Source organism: Leyella stercorea DSM 18206 (assembly GCF_000235885.1).
GTDB classification, from domain to species: domain Bacteria; phylum Bacteroidota; class Bacteroidia; order Bacteroidales; family Bacteroidaceae; genus Prevotella; species Prevotella stercorea.
Map to the genome: position 1 here is coordinate 58,122 of NZ_JH379436.1, position 25,885 is coordinate 84,006.

A 25,885-nucleotide genomic window follows, 5' to 3' on the forward strand; every position below is an offset into this window, starting at 1 on the left:
TTGCTTATCTATTCTTATACATTGACTCGTAATAGTTCTGATAATCGCCAGACGTCACGTTGTCCATCCACTCCTGATTGTCAAGATACCAGCGCACGGTCTTCTCAATGCCTTCCTCAAACTGCAAGCTCGGCTCCCAACCGAGTTCCTTCTGCAATTTGCGAGAGTCGATAGCGTAGCGCATATCGTGACCCATACGGTCGGTAACATGAGTGATAAGGTTGAGGTCTTCACCTTCCTTACGACCGAGCAGACGGTCGACGGTGTTGATGAGGACGTGGATGATGTCGATGTTCTTCCACTCGTTGAAACCGCCGATATTATATGTGTCAGCCACCTTGCCCTTATGGAAGATAAGGTCGATAGCGCGAGCGTGGTCTTCTACGTACAACCAGTCGCGTACGTTCAGACCCTCGCCGTATACCGGCAGCGGCTTGCGATGACGGATGTTGTTGATGAAGAGCGGGATGAGCTTCTCCGGGAACTGGTACGGGCCATAGTTGTTGGAGCAGTTGGTCACGATAGTCGGCATTCCGTATGTGTCGTGGAAAGCGCGTACAAAGTGGTCGCTGCTTGCCTTTGCGGCAGAGTAGGGCGAGTGGGGGTTATACTTGGTCGTCTCAAGGAAGAACTCTGTGCCGTAAGCATGGTGGTGAGCAGAAGATGCTTTTGTTGTGAACGGCGACTCAATACCTTCCGGGTTTGTAAGTTCGAGCGCACCATAAACCTCATCTGTAGAGATGTGATAGAAGCGCTTGCCTTCGTACTTCTCAGGAAGGCTCTCCCAATATATCTTCGCAGCCTGAAGCAACGACAATGTGCCCATCACGTTAGTGCGTGCGAAGGTGAACGGATCCTTGATAGAGCGGTCTACGTGGCTTTCAGCAGCAAGGTGGATAATACCATCTACCTTGTGCTTCTTCATGAGTTCGAGAACCATCTCGAAGTCGCAGATGTCGCCCTTAACGAATGTGTAATTCTCCTTGTCCTCGATATCCTTCAGGTTGGCAAGATTGCCAGCATATGTAAGTTTGTCAAGGTTTATTATGTTATACTCTGGATACTTGTTGACAAAAAGTCGAACAACATGTGAACCGATAAACCCGGCACCACCAGTGATAATTATATTCTTCATAATATATAATAATTTATTAGTGTAATATTTAGTTGTTATTAACCTCTGCGAGTTGCTTGATGCAAACTTTCAGCGAGTCTGTCCAATATGGAACTTTTACGCCAAATGTATTTTTTAGTTTCGACTTGTCGAGCACAGAGAAGTGCGGACGCTTTACCAGACTCGGGAACTCCTCGCTGTAGCAAGGCTGGATGTCGCAAGTGTTGCCAGAAAGTTCGCATATAACCTTCGCAAAGTCGAACCATGAGCATACACCTTCGTTAGAGAAGTGGTAGATGCCTGTCTTGTCAAGTTGTTCTGTTTCGATTATATGTGAGATGATGTCGGCAAGGTCTCCCGCAAATGTCGGAGTACCTACCTGGTCGAACACGACCTTAAGAGAGTCCTTTGTAGAAGTGAGCATTTGCATCGTCTTCACGAAGTTCTTGCCCCACTGCGAGTAGAGCCACGCAGTGCGTATAATGATATGTTTGCATCCGGTTGCTGCAATTGCCTTCTCGCCTGCGAGTTTTGTCTTGCCATAGATGCCGAGCGGGTTTGTCTCCCAATCCTCACGGCACGGCACGTTGCGGTCGCCCTGAAATACATAGTCGGTGCTCACGTGTATCAGCGTACCGTCTACTTCCTTCATAGCAGTGGCAAGATTGCCCGCAGCCGTATTGTTAAGCAGATTGGCAAAGTCGTAGTCGCTTTCGGCTTTGTCTACGTTGGTGTAGGCTGCACAGTTGACAATAATGCTTACGCTGCGTTCCTTTACCATCGCGCGGATGGCGTCAAGATTGGTGATGTCGAGTTGCTCGTAGCCATCTGCTACATCTGTGAAGACATAGTGATGATTGCTACCAAGTGCCACACGCTGCATTTCGTGTCCAAGTTGTCCGTTGGCACCAGTTACTAATATGTTCATACTTTTGGATGTTTAAAAAGTAAATGGAGAATCGAAATCTTTTAATAGCGCATGCTTTGTGTCCTTCTCGCTTAAGATAGCTTTGTCGGTAGGTATTCGCCAATCGATACCCAACGATTTGTCGAGAATAGATATGCCACCATCGGTCTCTGGATGGTAGAAATTATCGCATTTGTATTGGAATACAGCAGTCTCACTCAATACTGCGAAGCCGTGCGCAAAACCTTTGGGTATAAAGAACTGACGATGGTTGTCTTCTGTCAGTTCTACAGCCACATGTTTACCATATGTCGGCGAACCTTTTCTAATGTCTACAGCAACATCAAGAACAGCACCTTTAACGCATCTTACGAGTTTGCTCTGTGTGTAAGGCGGACGTTGGAAGTGAAGACCACGCATTACGCCATATGACGACATACTTTCGTTGTCCTGACAGAACTCTATGTGTCCTATCTTCTCGTCAAATTCTCGCTGTGAAAAACTCTCAAAGAAATATCCTCGAGCATCTTTGAAAATACGTGGCTCAATAATAACCACTCCTTCAATATCGGTTTTAATTACTTCCATATCAGTGTTATTGTTTTTGCAAAGGTACATATTTTTTTATTTATGGCGTGGCTTATCATCATAAATTGCTTACTAAAAAAGGTAAAAGCCTATTAATGTGTGGTAAAGATGCTTGGGAAATTTCTCTATTAGAAATATAAATGGTAATTTCGCTTCAATCTATTCAAGTCCTGAAAACGAATTTTATTTATGAAAAAGATACTTTTTACTCTGTTTTTAGTGTTTTCGACATTGCACATGTCGGCTTATGATTTCCTTCGCCCCGTGAAAGATTCTATTCCTAATGGCTATAATTTTTGGGTTTACACCCCTGTCGATTATTTCTATACGCAGGAGCAAACTCCAGTAATCATATTCTTACATGGAGCAAGTCTCTGTGGTCGTAATCTTGACAGGGTACGTCGTTATGGTCCGCTCGATGCAATAGTGAAAGGTCGCGATATCGATGCGCTTACAATTGTGCCACAAAACCCTGGTGGTGCATGGAATCCGAAGAAGGTAATGGACGTGTTCGACTGGGTGAAACGCAACTATCCGTGTGACACAACCCGTGTATATGTACTTGGTATGAGTCTTGGTGGTTATGGCACAATGGATGTTTGTGGCACTTATCCGGATCGCATTGCTGCCGGAATGGCATTATGTGGTGGCACAACATTAAAAGATGTCAGCGGATTGGGGGAACTGCCTTTTTGGATAATACACGGTACAGCTGACCGTGCCGTACCCGTGAAGCAATCGAAGGTTGTCGTAGAAAAGCTAAAGAATAGTGGCAACGACACTCGTTTGCTTTACGATTGGTGGCAGGGAGCAAACCATGGAGCACCTGCACGTCTGTTCTATCTGCGAAAGACTTATGAATGGCTATTCTCGCATAGTCTGCTTGACAGAGAACGCCCGGTAAATAGAGACATAAGCATTCGTTACGAAGACTTACGAAGAGTGTACAATGACATAAAGCGAGGTGCAAATAATCTTGAAGTGATTGATGGACCAAGTGTTATAAAGTCTGATGGTTCAGAGTATTAAAGTCGATAGTGATATTAAATATAATAGGAGATTATAGCTGATACTATAATCTCCTATTCTTTTTTACATTATGCCATCTTCGCGAAGCTTTAGCTGCCACTTCCATGCTGAAGCGAGCACTTCGCTGAGGTTTGATTCTGCCTTCCAGCCCAATACCTTGTTTGCTTTTGAACAGTCGCCCCAAATCTTCTCGATATCACCTTCGCGGCGTGGACCGTACTTCCAGTTCAGCTTCACGCCAGTAGCCTTCTCAAATGTCTCTACGATTTCGAGTGTTGAGTTGCCATTGCCTGTGCCGATGTTGAAGTATTCAATAGGTTCAGTCTCCTTATCAAGCACACGAGCCATAGCTGCAACGTGAGCCTTAGCGAGATCTACTACATAAATATAGTCGCGAATGCAAGTGCCGTCAGGAGTATTATAATCGTTGCCAAATATGGTAAGTTCCTTACGGATACCGATAGCTGTCTGAGTTACGAAAGGAATCAGGTTGTTTGGAACACCATTTGGCAACTCGCCGATTTCTGTAGATGGGTGAGCACCTATCGGGTTGAAGTATCTGAGAACGATGCTCTTGATAGCAGCACCACTATGGATATAGTCAGCAATAATCTGCTCGTTTATTTCTTTTGTATTGCCATAAGGCGATGTTGCCTTCTGGTGAGGAGCATCCTCAGTAACGGGGAGGTTCTCAGGCTTCGGCTGACCATATACAGTGCAGCTTGAAGAGAAGATGATGCCCTTCACGTTGTGTTTTGGCATAAGTTCGAGTAGGTTAACGAGCGATACGATATTGTTGCGATAGTATAGCAAAGGTTTCTGTACGCTTTCACCAACAGCCTTAGAAGCAGCGAAGTGGATGATACCTTGGATGTCCGGATACTTCTCGAATACAGCTTCTGTAGCCGCCTTGTCGCGAAGGTCTACCTGCTCGAATGCAGGGCGAACGCCAGTTATCTTCTCAATGCCGTCAAGAACCTCAATCTTTGAATTGGAGAGGTCGTCAACAATTACTACTTTGTAACCTGCTTCAATGAGCTCTACTGTTGTATGCGAACCGATAAAGCCTGTACCGCCAGTTACCAAAATTGTTTGTTTCATAATACTAAGATAAGTTTTATAGTCTATTAATTATAATATTCGTATAAAAAGCATGTAGAACACTTTATATTACTACAAAATTAATATTATAATTCGTAATGGCAAATAAAACACAGATATTTTTCTGTAATTTGTTTGCGTTGTTAATAAAAAGGTGTATATTTGCAGATGATTGAATGCACATCGTAAAGTGAAACTAACTTCATTTAATTCCAACTGCATTATCAATGAATAATAATCTAAACAAAAGCGAAATGGAAAAAGCAACCGAACAAACAACACAGCAAATTGAACGCTTTCTGAAAAAGATTGCACAGAAATTCCCTCCATGTGAAGACTCTTCAGTCGTGACAGATATTCATGTACGTGTCTCTCAAGGGAGTGGAGAAATGTTGGCGTTTGACGATGATGATAATGAAGTGACACGTTGTGTCGTAGAACAATGGATAAACAATAACGACGAGGACTTTTATAATGGCGTAGAGCAGACCCTCATATCTACATTCTCAGCATTGTCTACCATCGCTGATAGTTTGGGCATACTTAAGCCCTATAGCTTTGTTCTTGAGAATGACGACAAAGACACTATAGCAGAGTTATACATCGCTGACGATGATACTGTGATTATTGGAAAGGATCTTATGGAAGGACTCGACTCCGACTTGAATTTATTCTTAGAAAAGCTTTTAGGATAAATGATAGGGCGAATACATTCTTTTGAGTCGTTTGGTACTGTGGATGGGCCAGGTGTGCGTTTCGTTTCTTTCATGCAGGGATGCCCTTTAAGATGTTTGTTCTGTCACAACCCCGACACATGGGATATTAAGAGAAAGTGTCAGTACGAGATGACACCAGAGCAATTGAGAGACGAAGCTTTGAAGTATCGTTCATTCATAAAGAGTGGCGGTATCACTGTGTCTGGTGGTGAGCCACTTATGCAAGCTGAGTTTGTGGCAGAATATTTCCGACTATGCCATGAAGAAGGATTACACACCGCGTTAGATACAAGCGGTGCGATAATTACAGATAAGGTTCTGAACGTGTTAGACAATACCGATCTCGTATTATTGGATATAAAGACAATGGATGCAGAACTCTATCCACGTCTCACAGGTGTGAACCAGAATAATAACCTTGCCTTCCTGGATATTCTCGAAGAGCGAGGCATCAATACTTGGATTCGACATGTGGTTGTGCCCGAAATCACAGACAACGACAAGTGGTTGCATAAACTTGGTAATCATGTGGCGCATTATAATTGTGTAGAAAAGATAGAGATTTTACCTTACCATACATTGGGCACATATAAATACGAAAAGCTTGGCGAGAAATACAAGTTGATGGACACGCCTGCGTTGTCGGCTCAGAGAGCTAACGAGATACGCAAGATGATGTCGCAATATAAGCCATGTCAATAATATAAACTTCGAACCTATGGAGAAAACATTCGTTATAGACTCCATTTTGTCAATTTGCAAAAGTATCGGCTTTCCATTCACAACAAAGGTGAAGACAGATAAATGGAAGGCTGATGTCGTAGTGGATTGTGCTACTTACAAAATAGCTTTCAATGTGTGCAACTTACCACGTAATGTTGAAGATGTGTACTTAGCAATGCGTCAAGAACGAGTGTGTGGTTGTTGGATGCTATTGCCTTCGTTTAGAAAGATTGTGTTAAGCAAACTTCCTTGTTTTTACATTCAAGATATTCGTGGCGAAGTAAATGTCCTTCTTCACAAGATTAGAGAAGAAGAACATTCGCTTCCGCTCGACGACTTTATTCACTCTATGATTTTAGGCAACATACGTTATACAGAGACAATGAAAGTGAAGTATGTTGAAGTGTGTTTTTATCAGAAGATATGTTGGAAGTGCCATGAAAAGAATCATATATACCTTATTAATAAGTTGATTTCTACAGAAGGTGTTGAGATTGAGAGCGGAATAGATAGTTTTTATCCCGAAATAGTTAATGGCGTAAAGCAATATCTTGATGTTAATTCGGACCTAAATATAAAAATGGGGGAGATAAAACCACGTTATAGTAAGTTCCATCATGGTGCTTATATGTCCTTCGGTTGTGCATATTGTGACAGTCTGTTTGGTAGCACTTACATACAAGATGCCTATGATAATCTTGTCTTTTGCGTTAAGACGCTGCCCAAAGCACGAATATTAATCAGTAGAGACCTCGTTGTGCCAGCAAATCGTTGGTATAAAAGAGGCTAAAAGGCTTAAAAACGTTATCGTGCGGCGAACGCAATCTGGATAGACGGCGTCCGCGATCCGATCAGATTGCGTTCGCCATCCGTTCAGATGCCGTCCGCCATCCGCTTTGGTTTTGCTTAAAAACAAAATCCGCGTCGACTGATACGAACATTCGTACCAATCGACGCAGATTACTTATACAATGTTGTTATGCCCAAAAGCATAACCTTTTAGGAAAGCAAGTCGTGAACCGATTCCACCAAACATGCGTATCTGATAATCAATGTCAAGCAAAGCGCATAGAAACCAGCCAACGCATCGTCGAGCATACACCCCCAGCCTCCGTGTATATGTCGGTCTACCCAACGGCAACCAAGCGGCTTGGTGATGTCGATGATACGGAAGAGGACAAATCCAATTGTAGCAAGCGATATTGCTACATATGACGGACCGTCAACGAACAAGGCTGCAAGCGTAGCCACCCATGTGCCGAAATACTCGTCTATGATAACGGTACGAGGGTCTTCACCCCAATACCGTTCCATCACATTATCTGTCCATACACCTACAAGGAGTGTTGTCAGAACCAGCAGCACTGTGGCAATTGCAAGCCATATGGGTGAGAGGGTGAAGTAGAGTGCTATCCAGATAAGTAACGCAACGAAACCTCCAAGTGTCCCTGGGCCCCAAGGCCAAAAACCAACACCGAATCCGGTTGATATAACGACGTGCAACCAAGGTGCCTCGCCAAGTTGATGATTGTTATTATTGCTCATTTTCTATTCCAAATTATTTTGTTTCAGAGGATGAGTCTTTAAAAGTGACCTTTAGTTTGTCGCCCTCATCAACATCTATTGTAATGGTGCTGCTTAGCTTTTTCTCGTCGTCGAGCAACAGTTCGCATAGCACATCCTCGATGTATGTTTGTATGGCGCGTTTCAGTGGGCGTGCTCCATACTGCGGACTATAGCCCTTCTGTGCGAGCATTTCCTTGGCTTCTTCACTAATCTCAACCGCATAGCCCATATCGTTTATACGTTTGAACAAACGCGACAACTCGATATCTACAATCTTACGTATTGCAGTATTGTCAAGTTGGTCGAACGTGATTATCTCGTCGAGACGGTTGAGGAATTCTGGAGCAAACTGATGTGACAGACTTTTCTGTATGACAGAGCGTGCATGTTCCTTTGCTTTCTCGCTTGAAGAACTTATCAGTGAAGCATTGAAACCTATGCCATTTCCGAAGTCAACCAACTGGCGTGTGCCCGTGTTGGATGTCATAATGATGATTGTATTGCGGAAGTCGACCATTCTGCCATTACCATCGGTCATACGTCCTTCGTCAAGCACCTGCAGCAGGAGGTTGAACACGTCGCCGTGCGCTTTTTCCACCTCGTCAAGCAATACAATAGAGTAGGGGTGACGGCGCACTTTCTCCGTTAGCTGTCCACCTTCACCGTAACCAACGTATCCCGGAGGTGCTCCAACGAGTCGTGAGGTGTTGAACTTCTCGGAGTATTCGCTCATATCTATACGTATGAGGGCATCCTTTGTGCCAAACATCAGTTCTGCCAGTGTCTGTGCCAGATAGGTCTTGCCGACACCCGTAGAGCCAAGGAACATGAACACTCCGATAGGGCGATTTGGATCCTTCAAGCCAAGTCGGTTGCGCTGTATGCTACGAACGATTTTGCCGATGGCATCGTCTTGAGCCACAACAACAGATTTTAGTCTGTTGCCAAGGTTCTTTAGTACACAACCTTCCGATTCGGATATGCGCTGTACAGGTATGCCCGACATTATTGATACAACATTAGCTACATCAGCCTCAGTGATTGTCTCACGATGTCCGTCGTCAGAAGCCACCCACTTGTCGTTGAGTTCTTTCAGTTCGCCTTCAAGTTGTGTCTCACGGTCGCGATAGGTGGCTGCAAGTTCAAAGTTCTGGTCGCCTGCTGCTGCAATCTTCAACTGATGTATGTTGGAAAGTTCTTTTTCCTTTTCTATGATTGAAGGTGGTATCTCAGCATGTTGCAGATGTACTTTTGCCCCGACCTCGTCCATTGCATCAATGGCCTTATCGGGGAATGCACGCTCAGAAACATATCTGCTTGTAAGTTTTACACATGCCTCCAATGCTTCGTCGGTATAACGAACATGGTGGTAGTCTTCATAGCGCTCCTTTATATTCTTCAGAATGTCAAGCGTTTCTGTTTCTGTGGATGGTTCTATCATGACACGCTGAAAACGGCGTTCAAGTGCTCCGTCTTTCTCAATAGAGTTGCGATACTCATCAAGAGTTGTTGCACCGATGCACTGAACCAATCCACGGGCAAGTGCAGGCTTCATTATATTGGCAGCATCCATTGAGCCTGGTGTACTACCAGCACCTATTATAGTATGTATCTCGTCAATGAATACGATAATGCCAGGGTTCTGCTCCAACTCATGCAAGAGGGCTTGGATGCGCTCCTCAAACTGACCACGATATTTAGTGCCAGCAACTATAGCAGTCATATCAAGCCTAAAAATGCGCTTGTTGAACAACAGAGGCGAAGTGCGACGGCGAGCGATAAGCTGCGCAAGTCCTTCAGCAATAGCACTCTTGCCTACGCCTGGTTCGCCGATAAGAATAGGGTTGTTCTTCTTTCGGCGACACAAAATTTCAGTGACACGCTGTATCTCCTTGTCGCGTCCGATGACAAGGTCAAGTTTACCTTGTGCTGCTGCAAGGGTAAGGTCGGTGGAGAACTTGTCAAGTACGGGTGTCTTGTCTGTTCCGCCACCCATCGGCTTACTTGTGGTGTTGGAGGTCGAGTTTTGACTCTTCCCATTATTACGAGAAGCAAAATTGTCCTGCGACATTAAGTTGTCATCATCTTCGGACAATCCAACGCCATTCTTAATATTTGAATTTGTTTGCATAAGAAAATTCATAGCCTTCTCGTAAGTTAAACCATTCTCTAAAAGTACATTCTTTGCACCACTTGCCATTTTGTCATGCAAAATAGCAAGAATTATGTGCTCCACGTCTACCTCCTTTGAATGTTGAAGTCGGGCTTCAAGTATTGATAGTTTGAGAATATTATTAGCATGTTCATCGAGTGAGATGCTACCATTGTTTGGCTCTGCCATTGTTGTGTTGTCAGCCTGAGCATTCTGCTCAAGTTGCAATTTTACTTTTTCAACATCAATATTAGCACCCATGAGAAGTGCTTTCAATGGGCTATGTTTGTCTCTCAACATACCAAGCACAATATGTTCGGGACGTATTACGCCAGAAGATAGCCTTATTGCTTCCTCTCTGCTGAAAGATAGGTTTTCAGAAACTCTTAGTGAAAACGAATTTGTCATTTATATTATCCTTGATAAATTATGTTCATTAATATTACTTTATGCCTTATATGTAGGCAATATTGTATATGCAAAATACATGCCATTAATTATCGGTACTGCGTTCTAACTCTCGTTCTATATATTTTAATCGGTCTGTATCATTATAACGACGGAAGTAAGCCAAGGCTTCAACAAAATACTCTTGAGCGATTTCGATGTCGCCTAAGCATCTATAGCAAATGCCTATACGAAAAAGCGAATCGCCTTTCTCGTTGTTGTAACAAAGCAATGTGTGCTTCTCATAAAATGGAACTGCGTCGATGTATTTGTTCAGGCGAAAATAGCTATCAGCGACACTATAATAATATACAGCCAATTCGTGCGGGGCAAAGGCTTTGAGCTTAGGAAGAATAGGTTCTAAAGCCTCTACAGCACGTTCGTATTCGCCATCATAATAACAACATACTCCCATGTATGCTTGAAAGCGAGGGTTAAGCTTGTATTTCTTATCAAGTTTAGAGAACCATATCAGTGCCTCATGATACTTGCCGCTTTGGAAGTATTCAACAGCTCTTGAAAGTTTTTCAGCATCAGTATAATCTGATGTATTCTCTAAAATAGCGGCATATGCGCCACTATGTCTGTGAGCAATACATGGGAGAGCGATGAAACATACCAATAAAAAAAACGTGATTCTTTTTGATATATTCATGTTATGAGTTATTCTGTATAGAAATCAATCAGTTCGTTGATTGCTTTTTGACAAGCAGCACAGAAGTTGGGATTGGCATTGCTTCGCATACGACAATCGAACGAAGGTCGATATACACCTTTGAGGCTATAACCTGCACCTTCATACACACCGATAGAATGTGTATTAACAATCTTTTTTTTGTTATTTGTCTTTTTGCCCAAGTCTGTTGGGGTAGGGATAGGAGTTGTTGGTGCAATAAGGCTTTCCCATTTATCATGGAAATTAACGAGTGTGGTGATATTCTTTTCCCAAGGCTCTACGTCATGTGGATACATCGGTATGGCTTCTTGCTCGTAAGCATATTCGTCTGCCAATCCAGCGAAGCTATGACCGAACTCATGTACAACGACCTGCTTGTAAAGTGGATGGTGCGTCATGCTAAGGTTGTAAGAATTCAGTATGCCACCGCCTCCGTATTCCGAAGTGTTTACCAGCACAATGATGTGTTCGTATGGAGTTCCGGCAAGTGCATCGTGTAAATTCTTCTGATTGAGGGTTGTTAGATAGCGATTGGAGTAGAATGTGTCAAAATGACTGCCTAAAACCGTCTTCTTCCATACTCCTTGCGAAGGTATGCTTGTTCCAGTATCCATTGATACCGACTTTACAGCAATGATATTGAAGCGGTTACGCTTTGTCTTGAATGGTTCATGCTCGAAAAGGGCTTCTGTTGCAATGCGAGCATCCTCTAAGAATATAGGCATTTCCTCTGCTGTATATCCTTCGGCAACGTATGCGATATGAATACATTTTGTAGTATCCTCAGCTGTCTGTAGTGTGGTGTAAGGCGTTACATAGCTAAAGCCTGTATGACGAATTAAAATGTCATTCGGGTCTACAATATGTGTCATAGATGCGACTATTTCGTGACGATTATTGCGTAAATCGACAGTTACATCTACAATGTCTTTCGGCATTGGTACAAGAAAAACATTCTCAAACGACTTGCTTATAGTCTTCGCCTCATCGTATGTTAACCATTCTTGGAACAATGTTGAGAAAGAGTTGATGTATATAATTTCCTTTGTGTGATGGTCCCGCACGGTAATCTGTCCATTTCCTTGGACTGGAAGAATATTTAAATTGTTCTTCTTGCCATACCAACGAGGCATTAAGTTGCACTTGTCAAGTGAAATTTGCTGCGATTGAGCGTTTCCGGAGAATATATAATCAATGCGTAATGTACTATCGCAGAAATGTTCATTAAAGTCTACCGACTTGTTTTGTGCCTTGCCTGATGTAATAGCACACATGCAAATCATGAATATCATTAGTCTAAACATGTTCGTCATATTCAATTCATATTGTTTTAAACCTATTTGTCAAAATGTTTCATTAGCTTTACGATGTAATCTCTTGTCCAATCGCTTTCATGAAAACGTTGATTGTCATACTTCAGTAAATCTATGTCCATCGCTATTTTCCCCTCGTCGCGTAAGAATTTTGTGTTGCCACATTGGGTTTCTATCTGCTTTAATATAGAAACAAGTTGTTCGACTCCCTTCTCAGTGGAACCATAAACAAGGAAGTTGAGAAATTTTCCATTGCTTTTGATTTCTCCTATGGGTTCGGTAAGCAGATTTTCTGAGAATCGTATTTCGTTTATTTCCTCTGTAAGTTTTTCTTTCACGAGTTTCGCGTTCTGCTCGCAGTTAAAATTTGTGCCTACTGATAATATTATTTTGTGCATATTATAAGCGTCTTCTAAATTCTGCGCAGACAATAGATGTGGCTATTGCTACATTCAAACTGTCTGCCGTCTCACGACCTTTAGGATAATTCGGTATGCGCAAAGCGCGATTTATAAGTTGGCGAATGGCTGGCGAAATGCCTTTTCCTTCATTTCCCATTACAATCAAACCGGTGTCAGAAAGCTCTTGTTCGTAGAGATTTTCGCCTTCAAGAAGGGTCCCATATATGGGGAAGTTGGCAGGGAGTGAATTGAACAACTCTGAAAGATACATATATGCTACATTCACACGCGCTATGCTACCCATTGTTGCTTGGACAACTTTTGGGTTGTAAACATCTGCGGTGTCGTGGCTGCAGATTATATTTTCAATGCCGAACCAATCGGCAATACGAATAATAGTTCCAAGATTGCCAGGATCCTGCACTCCATCAAGCGCAATAGTTAGTTTGCTTGTAAGCATGGTTGTATCAACTGGAGTCTTGAGTTTCTTAAAAACGCCTAATACTTGTTGCGGATGACATAAGAAGCTTGCTTTAGCGAGCTCTTCGGTAGTAACTTCGATAATCTCACAATTTGCAGATGCAGACACTTTCTTGCCATCACCATTGAGCCATTCGGATGTTGCAACGAGTAATGTCAAATTGGACGGATGGCTTGCAAAAATGTCACCAACAACCTTTGGACCTTCGGCAACAAAGACACCTTCTACGTCACGAGATTTCTTTGTATTAAGCGAATGTAAATATTTAATTTTATTTTTACTTAACATCTTCTTAATTAAAACTATCAAAATACGTTATGAATTCTATCTTTGAGTAAAAGACCTTGCAAAGGTAGTAATATTTATCGTTTTTTTTTGTACCTTTGCAAGGTTTTTCAAGCATATTGTGTATTAATTAAGTACTATTAATAAAGATGTTGTCTAAGGTAAAGTATAAGTTCGTTTTAATAACATTTGGGATGGTGTGTGTATTGGCCCTTATCTCGTCATGTTCATCAACGAAATTTATTACTGAAGACAATTGTCTTTTGAAAAGTTGCGCAATTAATTGTGAGGACCAGTCTTTCAATACAAAATCACTCGAATCATATTACGCGCAACGTCCAAACTCTAAATGGTTTTCTCTGATGAAACTTCCATTGGGAATATATAATATGTCTGGACGTGATTCAACAAAGTGGATAAACCGTACATTAAGAAGAATAGGGGAGGAACCTGTTGTTTTTGACTCAGTAAAAACAAAAAAGTCTTGCGATAATATGATTTCTGCAATGAAATCAATGGGCTACTTAAAAGCCAATGCATCTTATACAGTTGCGAAAAAAAATAAAAGAGCAATAGTTAACTATGAAATAAATCCGGGTACATTATATTTTATAGACTCTGTCAAGTATGTGATTGAAGATGAGACACTTTTACCTTTATTAGAATCAAAAGCAATAAAAGGAAAAATGTTAAAGAAAGGTTTACCATTTTCAACATCAAATCTTGATGCTGAACGCAAGCGCATCGCCCAATACCTTCTTAATAATGGCTATTATAAGTTCAATAAGGATTTCATACACTATGTGGTTGATACAATAGGGAAGAGCAATAGGGTAGACGTGGAACTTCACCTTATAAAGTATCGAAGTTCTAACAATAGTCCAGAAACACCACATAAACACTACAGTATAAATAATATTTATTTTCGCTCTGGAGATGGCAAGAAATTGCCATTGCGCAGTCGTGTACTTATTAATAATGTAGCGATAACCTCAAATTCGCAGTTTTGCTCAGAAGATGTTCAAAATACTTACAATAATTTTGCACGTCTTCAGGCCGTGCGTTTCACAAATATTCACTTCGAAGAATTACCCGATACAAACTTGTTGGATTGTAATATACAAATTAGTACAAGAAAACCCAACTCTATATCATTTCAACCAGAAGGAACAAATACAGCCGGTGATTTTGGTGCAGCAGCTTCGTTAACATACACTAATAACAATCTGTTTCGAGGAAGTGAAACGTTCAGTGTGCAGTTGCGCGGTGCCTATGAAGCAATCAAGGGACTCGAAGGCTATCAAAATGAAAATTATATAGAGTATAATGTTGAAACCAAACTGGCTTTTCCACGCATTATTGCGCCATTTCTTTCAGATGGATTTCGTAAAAGAAATCGCATGAAATCAGAGCTGTTATTTAGCTATAATCTACAGAATAGACCCGAATTTCATCGGCGCGTCCTTACTGCAGCATGGCGATACCATTGGAGTATGAGCAAAAAGAAATCATCATTCAGATACGATTTCTTAGACATCAACTATGTCTATATGCCTTGGATATCTGCAACATTTAAGAAGGAGTATCTCGATGACGTTTCAAATAGAAATGCTATACTTCGGTATAATTACGAGGATATATTCATTCTACGTACTGGTTTGAATTACTCGTTTAGTGATTCTAAGAATGCATTGAGATCAAACATAGAGGTTGGTGGCAACTTACTATATGCCATCTCAAATTTGTTTGGAGAAAAACGTAATGCTCAAAACCAATATACGCTTTTCAAAATTGCTTATGCACAGTATGTTAAAGGCGATTTCGATTATACTCGTCTTGTAAAAATCGATACAAAGAATACACTTGCATTACATTTTGGTCTTGGTATTGCGTATCCATATGGAAATAGTACTATTCTTCCATTTGAAAAACGCTACTTCTCTGGAGGTGCAAATTCTGTAAGAGGTTGGAATGTTCGAGCTCTTGGCCCTGGAAAATTCAAAGGAAAGGATGGACGTATTGATTTCATTAATCAGACTGGTGATATGAAACTTGATATGAATATGGAATTGCGTACATTTCTATTTTGGAAGTTCAATTGTGCATTCTTTGTAGACGCTGGCAATATATGGACTCTAAAGGATTACAAAGATCAACCTGGAGGTCAATTCAGATTCAACGAGTTCTACAAACAAATCGCAGTTGGATATGGTTTAGGTTTGCGCCTAAATCTCGATTACTTCATTATGCGTATCGACTTCGGTATGAAAGCCGTAAATCCAGCTTATGATACACGCAAAGAACACTTTCCAATAACAAATCCACACTGGAATGATATGACTTTCCATTTTGCTGTTGGTATGCCTTTCTAATCAAAAATGATATATCAACAGCAAAATGAAAACAAAGTCGAAATTAAAGATGGAGTATTCTTTTGATTAGGCGGTAGTTTTCAATTGTAATACAAACAATTAGTTATTTATCATAATGTCCATTATAACTTATTCGTATTCGTACCCAAGAATGTCAATTTGTAACAACCACAATGATAGTTTTTCAATAATATTTTGTACTTTTGAAATCAATATCAAGAGTCTTGATAGTTGGTATAAATTAATCAAAAATGCAATACAATCGTAAGATAATACATATAGATATGGATTGTTTTTATGCAGCAGTTGAATGTCTTGACAATCCTGCGCTTTTGGGTGTGCCTGTTATTGTTGGGCACGACTCAGAACGAGGTGTTGTGTCTACAGCCAGTTATGAAGCGCGTCGTTATGGTGTACATTCTGCACAATCCATGCGTATGGCTAAGCGGTTGTGTTCAGATCTGCATATTGTAGAACCGCATTTTGAGCGTTACAAGGAAATCTCAGATGCAATTCATAAGATTTTTCAGAGGTATACTGATTTGATTGAACCAATCTCACTTGACGAAGCATTTCTTGATGTCACAGAGAATAAGAAAAATATAGAACTTGCAATTGATATAGCTAAGGAAATAAAGTTCGCAATTTGTAAAGAAATTGGGCTTACGGCTTCTGCCGGTGTTTCATATTGCAAATTACTTGCAAAAATAGCATCTGATTATAATAAGCCAGATGGACTTTGTGTTATAGATCCAGACAATGCGATAACGTTTCTTGACAAATTGAAGGTTGAAGACTTGTGGCTTGTCGGTCATAAGACTGCCCTTGAGCTACATTCGCTTGGTATCTTTACAGTCAAACAATTGCGTGGTCAATCGCTTACTACTTTAGCACGTCTTTTTGGGAAGCGTGGACAACAATTCTATAACTATGCTCGTGGCATAGATGATAGTCCGATAGAAGTTCGTAATGTGAGAAAATCAATGAGTTGTGAAAATACTTTTATGCAAGATCTTTCAATACGTTCTAATGTCATTATTGAGTTATATCATATAACTATTGAACTTGTTAATCGTTTGTCTGAAAGCGGTTTTGTAGGACACACACTTACACTAAAAGTAAAGTATGCTGATTTCACGCAAGTCACGAGAAGTGTAACCCACACTACCCCACTCTTGACGAAACATGAGATACTGCCATTAGCAAAAAAACTTCTTGCTAAAATTGAATTTAATGCCTTACACCCAATAAGGTTAATGGGACTTGGTGTAAGTAGTGGAGATGAAAAGTCAAAAGAAGAAAAGGAACCAAAAATACACTATGAAGAACCAATGCTTCCTTTTACTTAATAACAATAGAAAAAGGGCAACCCAATATCACTATTGGATTGCCCTAACACATATTATTATATTGCTAAATTAGCAAACCTTGTGCGAACCGTCGCTAATAACAACGTCGATAACCTTAGGCTCCTTGCCATATTTTGCAGAATACTTTGCCTTAGCATCAGCGATGAACTGATCGTAAAGCTCTTCCTTAACGAGGTTGATTGTACAACCACCGAATCCACCACCCATGATGCGGCTACCGGTTACGCCGTTCTCCTTAGCGATGTCATTGAGGAAGTCGAGCTCTTCGCATGAAACCTCATACTCCTTGCTCAGACCCTCGTGTGTTTCGTACATCTTCTTGCCTACAGTCTCGTAGTCGCCTGCATTAAGAGCATCACAAACAGCAAGTACACGATCTTTCTCGCCAAGTACGAAGTGTGCGCGCTTGTAGTCTTCCTCGCCTACTTCTGCCTTAACCTCCTCAAGCTGTTCCCATGTGCAGTCGCGCAGAGTCTCGAAGTGAGCCTCCGGATGCTTAGCAGCGATATGCTTAACAACATTCTCGCAAGAGTTGCGGCGGTCGTTGTAAGGAGAGCCGGCAAGCTCATGCTTCACGCAAGAGTTGAGGAGCACCAGTTTGTAGCCAACAGGCTTGAAGGGGAAATATTCGAACTCGCGGCTGCGGCAATCGAGACGCATGAGGCAACCTTCCTTACCGAATACACTTGCAAACTGGTCCATGATACCGCAGTTTACACCACAGTAGTTGTGCTCTGTAGCCTGACCTGCGAGAGCCATATCCCACTTACTTACCTTGTTATCGCCGAAGAGATCATTGATAGCAAAAGCGAAGCAGCTCTCGAGAGCAGCAGAAGAAGACATACCAGCACCGAGAGGAACATCACCAGCAAACGCTGTATTGAAGCCCTTCACGTCAACACCGAGTTTACGCATCTCCTGAACAACGCCATAGATGTAGCGTGCCCAACTTGCGCGTGGTCCTTGAGGATCATCAACTTTGAACTCTACACGGTCCTTGAGGTCGATTGAGTAACACATAACAGTGTTTGTGCCATTCGGGCGAAGCTCTGCCATAATACCCTTGTCCACTGCACCAGGGAATACGAAACCTCCGTTATAGTCAGTGTGCTCACCAATGAGATTGATACGACCTGGTGACTGATAAATATTTCCTGTCTTACCGTCGAAGTGCTTAATGAAGCGACTTCTTACAAATTCGATATCCATAATTAATAAGGTTTTAGTTATAAATGTTTTATTAGTGTAAAAAGGCTTGCCCACAAGAGCAAGCCCTTATATATTCAATATGATTATTCTACAGGAATGTCTGTATTGACATTCTTTGAGCCCCAAAGAGCGTAGTAGAAAATATATGCAGCAGCAAGAAGTACTACTACGAAACTTGTCATGTAGTCATGCGTGAAGTCAATAACAAAGCCCTGAATACCGATCATCACAGCGAAGCCTGCAACCATCATCATGAAAGCGCCTGAAGCCTTTGCTGTGTATTTGCCAAGACCTTCGGTAGCAAGGTTGAAGATACCACCCCACATCACAGATGCACAGAAACCAACGAGCATAATTGCAAAGATACCAACAGGTATCTCACCCCATTTCAGGCTGAGTGTTGTGTAGTCAATACCCGGGAAACTAATAGTCTGTTCAACGGGGAGCATGATACCCAATGCAACAAGTACCATTGCAACGAAGCTAACGGTAGCAATCATTGTCTTAGCAGAAACCTTACCACCAATCATACCTGAACCAATTGGTTACCAGTGTTGCCACCACCACCAAGAAGGTTGAGCATTGGGTTTACAACGGTGTTGAGCATACACATGCAAAGACCAGAAATGAAAGCACCAATAAGGTAAACAACGAAGCCCATAGAGCCACTGAGCCACTGGATAAGAAGTCCAACAATACCTACAATAAGAGCGAGGAGGGCTGTCTTCTTGTAGCCAAACTTCTGAATAAGAAGACCTGCTGGGATACCCATAAGGAAGTAAGCGCCAAAGTTGCCATAGTTGCCTACCTGTGCAAGAGTATCAGATACACTAAAGTTGTTTTTCAGAATGACAGCCATTGGTGAGCAAAGGTTGGTCACAAAGGCAATCATAGCAAAGAGGAAAATCATTGCAATGATAGCAACGAAGTTACCTTTTTTTGTTGTGGAATTTCCCATTGTTTTGTTTGTTGTTTTAGTTATTTTTTTTATTGATTAGTACATTCAACAAAGTTGCGGAGGGGTGATTCCTCCGCATTATTTTATGCAGTGTAGCGGAGGCGTGCAACCTCCGCTACATAGTTTGTCTACTTTTCTACTCCGAACTTATACACTGTCTTCTGTGTATACTGTTCACCAGGATTCAAAACCACTGATGGGAAGTAAGGATGGTTCGGTGAATCAGGGAAGTGCTGTGCTTCAAAGCAGATAGCACTGCGGCGTGGGAATGTAGCACCGTTCTGTCCCTTATATCCGTCAGCCCAGTTGTCGCTGTAAACCTGAACACCAGGCTCTGTGGTATACACCTCCATTGTTCTGCCACTTACCGGCTCCTTGATACGTGCTGCAAAGCTGAGTTCGCCCTCTTCCTTCTTGTTGAGCACGAAGCAATGGTCATAGCCTGCACCGTTCTTGATTTGTTCGTGGTCGGCATCAATGTCCTGACCTACAGTCTTCGGCGTACGGAAGTCGAATGGTGTACCCTTTACGAAACGCACTTCTCCAGTAGGAATGGAAGTCTCATCTATCGGCAGATAGTAGTCTGCATTGATCTCGCACTCCAGATTTTCGATAGAAGGAGTTGGATTTGCAATGCCTGCGAGTGAGAAGAATCCATGACTTGTTAGGTTTACAACAGTCTTCTTATTTGTTGTAGCCATATATTCAATAACAAGTTCGTTGTCGTCAGTGAACGAGTATTCAACTGTTACTTTCATCTCGCCCGAGAAACCTTCTTCACCATAAGGACTTACGTACTTCAGTACGAGTGTGTGCTCGTTCATCTGAAGTGCTTCCCATACTTTTGCGTTGAAGCCTTTCAAACCACCATGTAAACAGTTTGGACCGTTGTTAATAGGCAACTGATATTCCTTGCCATGAAGCTGAAAACGTCCCTTGCAGATACGATTGCCATAACGTCCTACAAGTGTAGACAAATAAGGTTCGGGAGAATTTATAACGTCTTGAATGTTGTCATGGCCCTGAATTACATTAGCTCTATTGCCATTCTTATCTGGAACCATAATTGCAACGAGTGCACCACCATAATTAGTAATAGCAACCTCATTGCCTTGATTGTTTTTCAAGATATAAAGGTCGGTCTCTTTACCGCCTACTGTAGTCTGAAAATCGCTTCTCTTCAGACCGCAGATATTTTCTGTTTCGGTTGTGTTAATCATAAATTAAGTTTTTTAGTTACTTATATAGTATGCAAAGTAACCAAAAAAAAATGTAACATACAAAAGAAAGCACCAAAATTACTTGGTGCTTTCCGTTAAAAACAATTAATTGTTATTTTCTAAATATGTGAGAAGGTCAGCAACCACATAACTGCTACCTCCGATGAAGATAAAATCTTCTAGCGAAGCTTCTTTACAAGCGGCTTTATACGCTGCTTCAACACTACTATAGCATGTGCCGTGAAGACCACACTCCTCTCCTATCTTCTGTATTTCATCCTCTGTAATGGCTCGATGTGTTGTTGCTTTGCAGAAATAGTAGACTGCATCTTTCGGTAGCATAGCCATAACATGAGTTACGTCTTTGTCGTCCACCATTCCGAAAACAATACGCTTTGTCTTGCCCTTCTGTCTAACAATCTGTTGACAAAGGTAGTTCCAACCAGCTACGTTATGTCCCGTATCACAAATGGTGAGCGGAGTTTTGCACAATGTCTGCCAGCGACCAAGAAGTCCAGTTGACTCACATACATTAGCAAAACCTGCAGTAACGCAATCAGTATTTTTAATAATTCCAAGCTTGCGTAATTGGTCGACAGCGTTGAGTACTGTATTGGTGTTCTTCTGTTGGTAATCGCCACATAATTCGCCTTTAATAATGCCGTATGTCTTTGTTTTATAACGCATAACGCCATTTTCTTCAAGCGAGCATTCGAACACCTCTTTGCTGTCTTCTGCGAAGAAAATGGGGGCATTTACTGCTTTCGCCTTAGCTTCAAACACCTCGCGTGTCTCATCACAGCACTCCCCTATCACAACTGGTACATTAGGCTTTATGATGCCAGCCTTCTCTGCGGCTATCTTTGCCAGGGTGTTGCCAAGAAACTGAGTGTGGTCGAAACTGATATTTGTTATGACAGATAGAAGCGGCGTGATGATATTGGTGCAATCGAGCCTACCTCCCAAGCCAACTTCAATGACTGCAATATCAACCTCTTTCTCTGCGAAATATTTGAAAGCAAGTGCGGTTGTGAGTTCAAAGAAAGACGGATGTAGTGGTTCAAAGAAGTCGCGCTCTTGCTCAACAAAGTCTACAACATATTGCTCATCAATGCACTTGCCGTTTATACGAATACGTTCGCGAAAATCTACAAGATGCGGAGAAGTGTAAAGTCCGACTTTGTAGCCAGCCGACTGAAGTATAGCTGCCAAGGTATGCGAGCAGGAACCTTTTCCGTTAGTTCCTGCCACGTGTATTGTCTTGAACTTGCGGTGAGGATGGTCGAAATGGCGATCAAGCTCCTCCGTATTGAACAAGCCCTCCTTATAAGCAGAAGCCCCCACCTTTTCAAAGACGGGGGTCGAATTAAATAGATATTCTATCGTTTCCTGATAATTCATTTCTGTGAGGTCAACTCGTTGGCTATTAGTTGAAATAATTCTTGAAGCGTTCGAAGATAGACTTCTTTGTCTCCTTATCGCCCTTGAAGTTATCGCTTCCTACGAACGACTCAACAGCCTTCTTCTCATCTTTCGACAGGGTCTTCGGAACATATACGCTGATGTTTACAACGAGATCGCCTGTGCCCGTGCCATAGCCTTGAACAGAAGGCAGACCCTTGCCGCGCAAACGGAGCGTCTTACCAGGTTGTGTACCCGGCTCAATCTTTATCTTAACCTTTGAGCCGTCGATAGTAGGTATCTCTACGTTGCCTCCAAGTACTGCTGTAGGGAAGTCGAGCAACAAATTGTAAATCACGTCGTTGCCATCGCGTACAAATGTGTCATTAGGCTCCTCTGAGATGTACACCTGAATGTCGCCATTGATGCCATTATGCTGTCCGGCACTGCCCTTGCCCGGAACGTTTACTACCATTCCTTCTGCTACACCTGCTGGTATCTTTATTTCGACAACCTCTTCACCTTTTACGATGCCCGTGCCGCCACATTCCTTGCACTTATTCTTTATGACAGTACCTTCACCGTGACAAGTAGGACACTCCGACTGGGTTTGCATCATGCCAAGCATAGTGCGGACGGTGCGAGTAACAACACCGCTACCGTGACAAGTAGGACATGTTTCGCTTGCACTACCATTCTCGGCACCCGAACCATTACAATGTGTACATGTAACGTCCTTCTTCACCTTGAACTTCTTTGTAGTTCCGGTAGCAATCTCCTGCAGAGAGAGTGTCACCTTTATGCGCAAATCGGCACCGCGGTACTGTGGCTTCTGACGTTGACCGCCACCACCGAATCCGCCAAAACCACCGAATCCACCACCATGTCCGCCGAACACATCGCCGAACATAGAGAAGATATCGTCCATAGAGAAACCACCAGCGCCACCGAATCCGCCACCACCGAATCCGCCACCAGGAGCATCAAAGCCGAACTGGTCGTATTGCTGGCGTTTCTGAGGATCGTGAAGTACGTCATAAGCTTCAGCAGCTTCCTTGAACTTCTCCTCAGCCTCTGTATTGCCTGGGTTACGGTCGGGGTGATATTTGATAGCTATCTTTCGATATGCCTTCTTGATTTCATCGTCTGTGGCGGTCTTGCTGACGCCAAGCACTTCATAATAGTCTCTCTTTGCCATTATATATTAATGTATAAGTGGTTTTAATTACTGTCCTACTGCTACCTTCGCGTGACGAATAACCTTATCATTGAGCTGATAGCCCGTCTGAACGCAGTCGATAACTTTACCTTTTTTGTCATCGCCCATACCCGGAACCATTGCAACGGCTTCGTGAAAGTCGACATCGAAGTCCTTTCCTTCTGTCTCAATTTTTCTTACGCCGAGCGATTCGAGCGTCTTGTTAAACTTGTTGAAAATAATCTGTACGCCTTCCTTGATAGCATTTACGTCTTCTGTTTTGTCAGCAATGGCGCGTTCGAAGTCGTCAAGAATCGGCAGGAAAGCACAAACAGCCTTCTCGCTACCATTGAGCAGAAGCTCCGCCTTTTCCTTGAGTGTACGCTTGCGATAGTTGTCAAATTCTGCAACTGCACGCAGATACTTGTCTTTGTACTGCTCTACTTCTTTCTTGGCTGCTTCAAGCTGCTCCTCTACTGTGAGTTCCGTTGTCTTCTCTTCTGCCGAATTGTCAGTGTTTGCAGATGTGTCTTCTGTATTGTCATCAGAAATCACATTGTTTTCAACGTTCTCATCATTGATTTCGATGTTATTCCCTGTATTTTCGTTATTTTTCATATTATATTAAACTTTAGTATTTATATGTTATTTAGCAAATACCTTGCCAATTTGTGTTTCACGAAAAAAATAGAGACAACATAGACATAAATTGTATATGCTGTCTCTATTGCTATGTCGTTTAAACTATTTAATGTTAATCGAATTAACCTTTTGCGTACATTTTAGCTTTCAGCTCCTTTATCTCCTCGTTGTAAATGTAATCATCGTAATCCATGAGTTTATCGATAGTGCCGTTTGGCGTAAGCTCTATGATACGATTTGCTACAGTCTGAATAAATTCGTGGTCATGGCTTGAGAACAAAATGTTGCCTTTGAAACCAACGAGGTTGTTATTAAACGCCTGAATGCTCTCGAGGTCGAGATGGTTGGTTGGCGTGTCAAGGATCAGACAGTTAGCATTCTTTAGCTGCATACGTGCAATCATACAACGCATACGCTCGCCTCCAGAGAGTACGTTCACCTTCTTCAGTACCTCTTCGCCAGAGAAGAGCATGCGTCCGAGGAAGCCCTTCATTACGACTTCGTTACCCGGACCATACTGCGAGAGCCAGTCGACAAGGTTCTTGTCGTTTTGGAAGAATTCGGTATTGTCGAGTGGCAAGTAGGCTGTTGTGATTGTCACGCCCCACTTGAATGTTCCTGCTGTAGCTTCACGATTGCCATTAATTATCTCGAAGAGCGCAGTCATTGCCTTTGGGTTATGGCTGAGGAACACAACCTTCTCTCCCTTTTCTATGTTGAAGCTTACGTTGTCAAAGAGTACTGTACCGTCATCATCAACTGCCTTCAAGCCCTCAACTTCAAGAATCTGGTTACCAGGTTCGCGCTCCATCTGGAAGATAATGCCTGGGTACTTGCGGCTTGATGGACGAATTTCCTCGACATTGAGCTTCTCAAGCATCTTCTTACGCGATGTTGTCTGCTTACTCTTTGCCACGTTTGCAGAGAAACGGCGAATGAACTCCTCAAGTTCCTTGCGCTTCTCCTCTGCCTTCTGGCGTTGGTTCTGTGCCTGACGCAGAGCGAGCTGTGACGACTCGTACCAGAAAGAATAGTTGCCGGCAAACACTGTAACCTTTCCGAAGTCGATATCCACGGTCTGTGTGCTGACTGCATCAAGGAAGTGGCGGTCGTGGCTTACAACGAGCACCGTTTGCTCAACATTGCTCAAATACTCCTCAAGCCACTGTACGGTGTCGAGGTCCAAGTCGTTGGTAGGCTCGTCAAGCAAAAGGTTGTCCGGATTGCCGAAGAGAGCCTTTGCAAGCATCACGCGCACTTTCTCGTTGTTTGACAGTTCGCTCATCTGCTTTTCGTGCAGCGATTCGGGTATACCGAGGTTAGAAAGCATCTGTGCAGCATTGCTTTCTGCCTCCCAACCTTCCATCTCTGCAAATTTCAACTCAAGGTCGGCAGCACGTACACCATCCTCCTCGGTCATCTCTGCCTTGCTGTAGAGTTCCTCACGCTCCTTCATGTTCTTCCAGAGAGGTTCGTGACCCATGAGCACGGTATCAAGTACGCGGTATGCGTCGAACTTAAAGTGGTCCTGTTCGAGCACAGAGAGACGCTCACCAGGACCGAGTTCTACAGAACCCTTGTTTGGCTCCAAATCGCCACTGATAGCGCGGAGTAATGTAGACTTACCAGCACCATTTGCACCGATAACTCCGTAAATATTGCCTGGAGTAAACTTCAGATTTACGTCCTTGTAGAGAACTCTCTTACCAAATTGAATAGCGAGATTGCTAACTGTTATCATATTGCCTTTTCTTCTTTATATTGTTTCGAGGTGCAAAGTTACACATTATTTTCTGGATGGGCAAATTTTATGGTTAGCATATCTAAACTATAGTTTGGCAGTAAAAAAGAATAATTGTAGTACTCCCTATGTAGTACTGGAGTAATCTCAATGTAGTACTGGAGTAATCTCGCTACTATACTGCAGTAATCTCACTACCAGTACTGCAGTAATCCCTATGCCAGTACTGGAACTATCTCTATGTTGTAGTTTAACGTTTTTAGTTGACTACTTTC

Annotated in this window: 22 protein-coding genes and 1 pseudogene; 6 read left to right on the top strand and 17 right to left on the bottom strand. The window is 42.4% G+C overall.

What is annotated here, in order from left to right; translation table 11 throughout:
* Nucleotides 1-4: 4 nt before the first annotated feature.
* Genes HMPREF0673_RS07380 through rfbC form a run of 3 tightly spaced genes read right to left on the bottom strand, consistent with a single transcriptional unit; the run spans nucleotide 5 to nucleotide 2,609 of the window.
* Nucleotides 5-1,135, bottom strand: coding sequence for a dTDP-glucose 4,6-dehydratase (locus HMPREF0673_RS07380; protein WP_007900279.1), 1,131 nt, complete (start codon nucleotides 1,133-1,135; stop codon nucleotides 5-7).
* A gap of 28 nt (nucleotides 1,136-1,163) precedes the next feature.
* On the bottom strand, nucleotides 1,164-2,042 hold the full coding sequence (gene rfbD, locus HMPREF0673_RS07385) for a dTDP-4-dehydrorhamnose reductase (RefSeq protein WP_007900280.1): 879 nt from the start codon (nucleotides 2,040-2,042) through the stop codon (nucleotides 1,164-1,166).
* Between the two features lie 12 nt (nucleotides 2,043-2,054).
* Nucleotides 2,055-2,609, bottom strand: coding sequence for a dTDP-4-dehydrorhamnose 3,5-epimerase (gene rfbC / locus HMPREF0673_RS07390; protein ID WP_040596643.1), 555 nt, complete (start codon nucleotides 2,607-2,609; stop codon nucleotides 2,055-2,057).
* Nucleotides 2,610-2,798: 189 nt separating this feature from the next.
* On the opposite strand from rfbC, the gene HMPREF0673_RS07395 reads away from it, so the two are divergent.
* Nucleotides 2,799-3,638 carry a carboxylesterase family protein gene (locus HMPREF0673_RS07395; protein ID WP_007900289.1) on the top strand — a complete coding sequence of 280 codons (840 nt, stop codon included), beginning with the start codon at nucleotides 2,799-2,801 and terminating at the stop codon, nucleotides 3,636-3,638.
* Between the two features lie 63 nt (nucleotides 3,639-3,701).
* On the opposite strand, the gene galE is transcribed toward HMPREF0673_RS07395, so the two are convergent.
* The gene (gene galE, locus HMPREF0673_RS07400; protein WP_007900290.1) at nucleotides 3,702-4,739 is read right to left on the bottom strand and encodes a UDP-glucose 4-epimerase GalE; all 1,038 of its coding nucleotides are present in this window, start codon (nucleotides 4,737-4,739) and stop codon (nucleotides 3,702-3,704) included.
* A 254-nt stretch (nucleotides 4,740-4,993) separates the two neighbouring features.
* On the opposite strand from galE, the gene HMPREF0673_RS07405 reads away from it, so the two are divergent.
* Genes HMPREF0673_RS07405 through HMPREF0673_RS07415 form a run of 3 tightly spaced genes read left to right on the top strand, consistent with a single transcriptional unit; the run spans nucleotide 4,994 to nucleotide 6,968 of the window.
* Complete coding sequence (locus tag HMPREF0673_RS07405; protein ID WP_040596638.1) at nucleotides 4,994-5,434, top strand: hypothetical protein; 441 nt, start codon at nucleotides 4,994-4,996, stop codon at nucleotides 5,432-5,434.
* Nucleotides 5,435-6,157, top strand: coding sequence for a pyruvate formate-lyase-activating protein (gene pflA / locus HMPREF0673_RS07410; protein WP_007900292.1), 723 nt, complete (start codon nucleotides 5,435-5,437; stop codon nucleotides 6,155-6,157).
* Between the two features lie 16 nt (nucleotides 6,158-6,173).
* Nucleotides 6,174-6,968, top strand: coding sequence for a hypothetical protein (locus tag HMPREF0673_RS07415; protein WP_007900293.1), 795 nt, complete (start codon nucleotides 6,174-6,176; stop codon nucleotides 6,966-6,968).
* Nucleotides 6,969-7,177: 209 nt separating this feature from the next.
* Here the strand turns inward: HMPREF0673_RS07415 and HMPREF0673_RS07420 are convergent, their stop codons facing one another.
* The 6 genes from HMPREF0673_RS07420 to HMPREF0673_RS07445 form a co-directional block, all read right to left on the bottom strand.
* Nucleotides 7,178-7,723 (bottom strand): phosphatidylglycerophosphatase A family protein, encoded by a 546-nt coding sequence (locus tag HMPREF0673_RS07420; RefSeq protein ID WP_007900298.1) that lies wholly within the window; start codon nucleotides 7,721-7,723, stop codon nucleotides 7,178-7,180.
* 13 nt (nucleotides 7,724-7,736) lie between these two features.
* Nucleotides 7,737-10,304, bottom strand: coding sequence for an ATP-dependent Clp protease ATP-binding subunit (locus tag HMPREF0673_RS07425; RefSeq protein ID WP_040596639.1), 2,568 nt, complete (start codon nucleotides 10,302-10,304; stop codon nucleotides 7,737-7,739).
* Between the two features lie 85 nt (nucleotides 10,305-10,389).
* On the bottom strand, nucleotides 10,390-10,998 hold the full coding sequence (locus HMPREF0673_RS07430; RefSeq protein ID WP_007900305.1) for a tetratricopeptide repeat protein: 609 nt from the start codon (nucleotides 10,996-10,998) through the stop codon (nucleotides 10,390-10,392).
* A gap of 8 nt (nucleotides 10,999-11,006) precedes the next feature.
* Nucleotides 11,007-12,323: a M64 family metallopeptidase gene (locus HMPREF0673_RS07435; RefSeq protein WP_040596646.1), complete on the bottom strand. Its 1,317-nt coding sequence runs from the start codon at nucleotides 12,321-12,323 to the stop codon at nucleotides 11,007-11,009.
* 32 nt (nucleotides 12,324-12,355) lie between these two features.
* Nucleotides 12,356-12,730 carry a 2-amino-4-hydroxy-6-hydroxymethyldihydropteridine diphosphokinase gene (locus tag HMPREF0673_RS07440; RefSeq protein ID WP_007900307.1) on the bottom strand — a complete coding sequence of 125 codons (375 nt, stop codon included), beginning with the start codon at nucleotides 12,728-12,730 and terminating at the stop codon, nucleotides 12,356-12,358.
* Nucleotide 12,731: 1 nt separating this feature from the next.
* Complete coding sequence (locus HMPREF0673_RS07445; protein WP_007900308.1) at nucleotides 12,732-13,502, bottom strand: RNA methyltransferase; 771 nt, start codon at nucleotides 13,500-13,502, stop codon at nucleotides 12,732-12,734.
* 146 nt (nucleotides 13,503-13,648) lie between these two features.
* Here HMPREF0673_RS07445 and tamL point away from each other — a divergent pair, with 146 nt between their 5' ends.
* Nucleotides 13,649-15,871, top strand: coding sequence for a translocation and assembly module lipoprotein TamL (gene tamL, locus HMPREF0673_RS07450; RefSeq protein ID WP_050804966.1), 2,223 nt, complete (start codon nucleotides 13,649-13,651; stop codon nucleotides 15,869-15,871).
* Between the two features lie 251 nt (nucleotides 15,872-16,122).
* A complete protein-coding gene (dinB, locus tag HMPREF0673_RS07455; RefSeq protein ID WP_007900310.1) occupies nucleotides 16,123-17,220 on the top strand; it encodes a DNA polymerase IV in 1,098 nt (365 codons plus the stop codon).
* Between the two features lie 69 nt (nucleotides 17,221-17,289).
* Here dinB and galK read toward each other — a convergent pair whose 3' ends face one another.
* From galK to HMPREF0673_RS07490, 7 genes and pseudogenes are all read right to left on the bottom strand, one after another.
* Complete coding sequence (gene galK / locus HMPREF0673_RS07460; protein WP_007900317.1) at nucleotides 17,290-18,450, bottom strand: galactokinase; 1,161 nt, start codon at nucleotides 18,448-18,450, stop codon at nucleotides 17,290-17,292.
* Between the two features lie 83 nt (nucleotides 18,451-18,533).
* A pseudogene (locus HMPREF0673_RS13850) lies at nucleotides 18,534-19,408 on the bottom strand (MFS transporter).
* Between the two features lie 128 nt (nucleotides 19,409-19,536).
* Nucleotides 19,537-20,628 (bottom strand): aldose epimerase family protein, encoded by a 1,092-nt coding sequence (locus HMPREF0673_RS07470; RefSeq protein WP_007900320.1) that lies wholly within the window; start codon nucleotides 20,626-20,628, stop codon nucleotides 19,537-19,539.
* 105 nt (nucleotides 20,629-20,733) lie between these two features.
* Nucleotides 20,734-22,029, bottom strand: coding sequence for a bifunctional folylpolyglutamate synthase/dihydrofolate synthase (locus tag HMPREF0673_RS07475; RefSeq protein WP_007900323.1), 1,296 nt, complete (start codon nucleotides 22,027-22,029; stop codon nucleotides 20,734-20,736).
* Between the two features lie 25 nt (nucleotides 22,030-22,054).
* Complete coding sequence (dnaJ, locus tag HMPREF0673_RS07480) at nucleotides 22,055-23,227, bottom strand: molecular chaperone DnaJ (protein ID WP_007900326.1); 1,173 nt, start codon at nucleotides 23,225-23,227, stop codon at nucleotides 22,055-22,057.
* A 27-nt stretch (nucleotides 23,228-23,254) separates the two neighbouring features.
* The gene (locus HMPREF0673_RS07485) at nucleotides 23,255-23,845 is read right to left on the bottom strand and encodes a nucleotide exchange factor GrpE (RefSeq protein WP_007900329.1); all 591 of its coding nucleotides are present in this window, start codon (nucleotides 23,843-23,845) and stop codon (nucleotides 23,255-23,257) included.
* A gap of 145 nt (nucleotides 23,846-23,990) precedes the next feature.
* Nucleotides 23,991-25,610, bottom strand: coding sequence for an ABC-F family ATP-binding cassette domain-containing protein (locus HMPREF0673_RS07490; RefSeq protein WP_007900332.1), 1,620 nt, complete (start codon nucleotides 25,608-25,610; stop codon nucleotides 23,991-23,993).
* Nucleotides 25,611-25,885 lie beyond the last annotated feature (275 nt).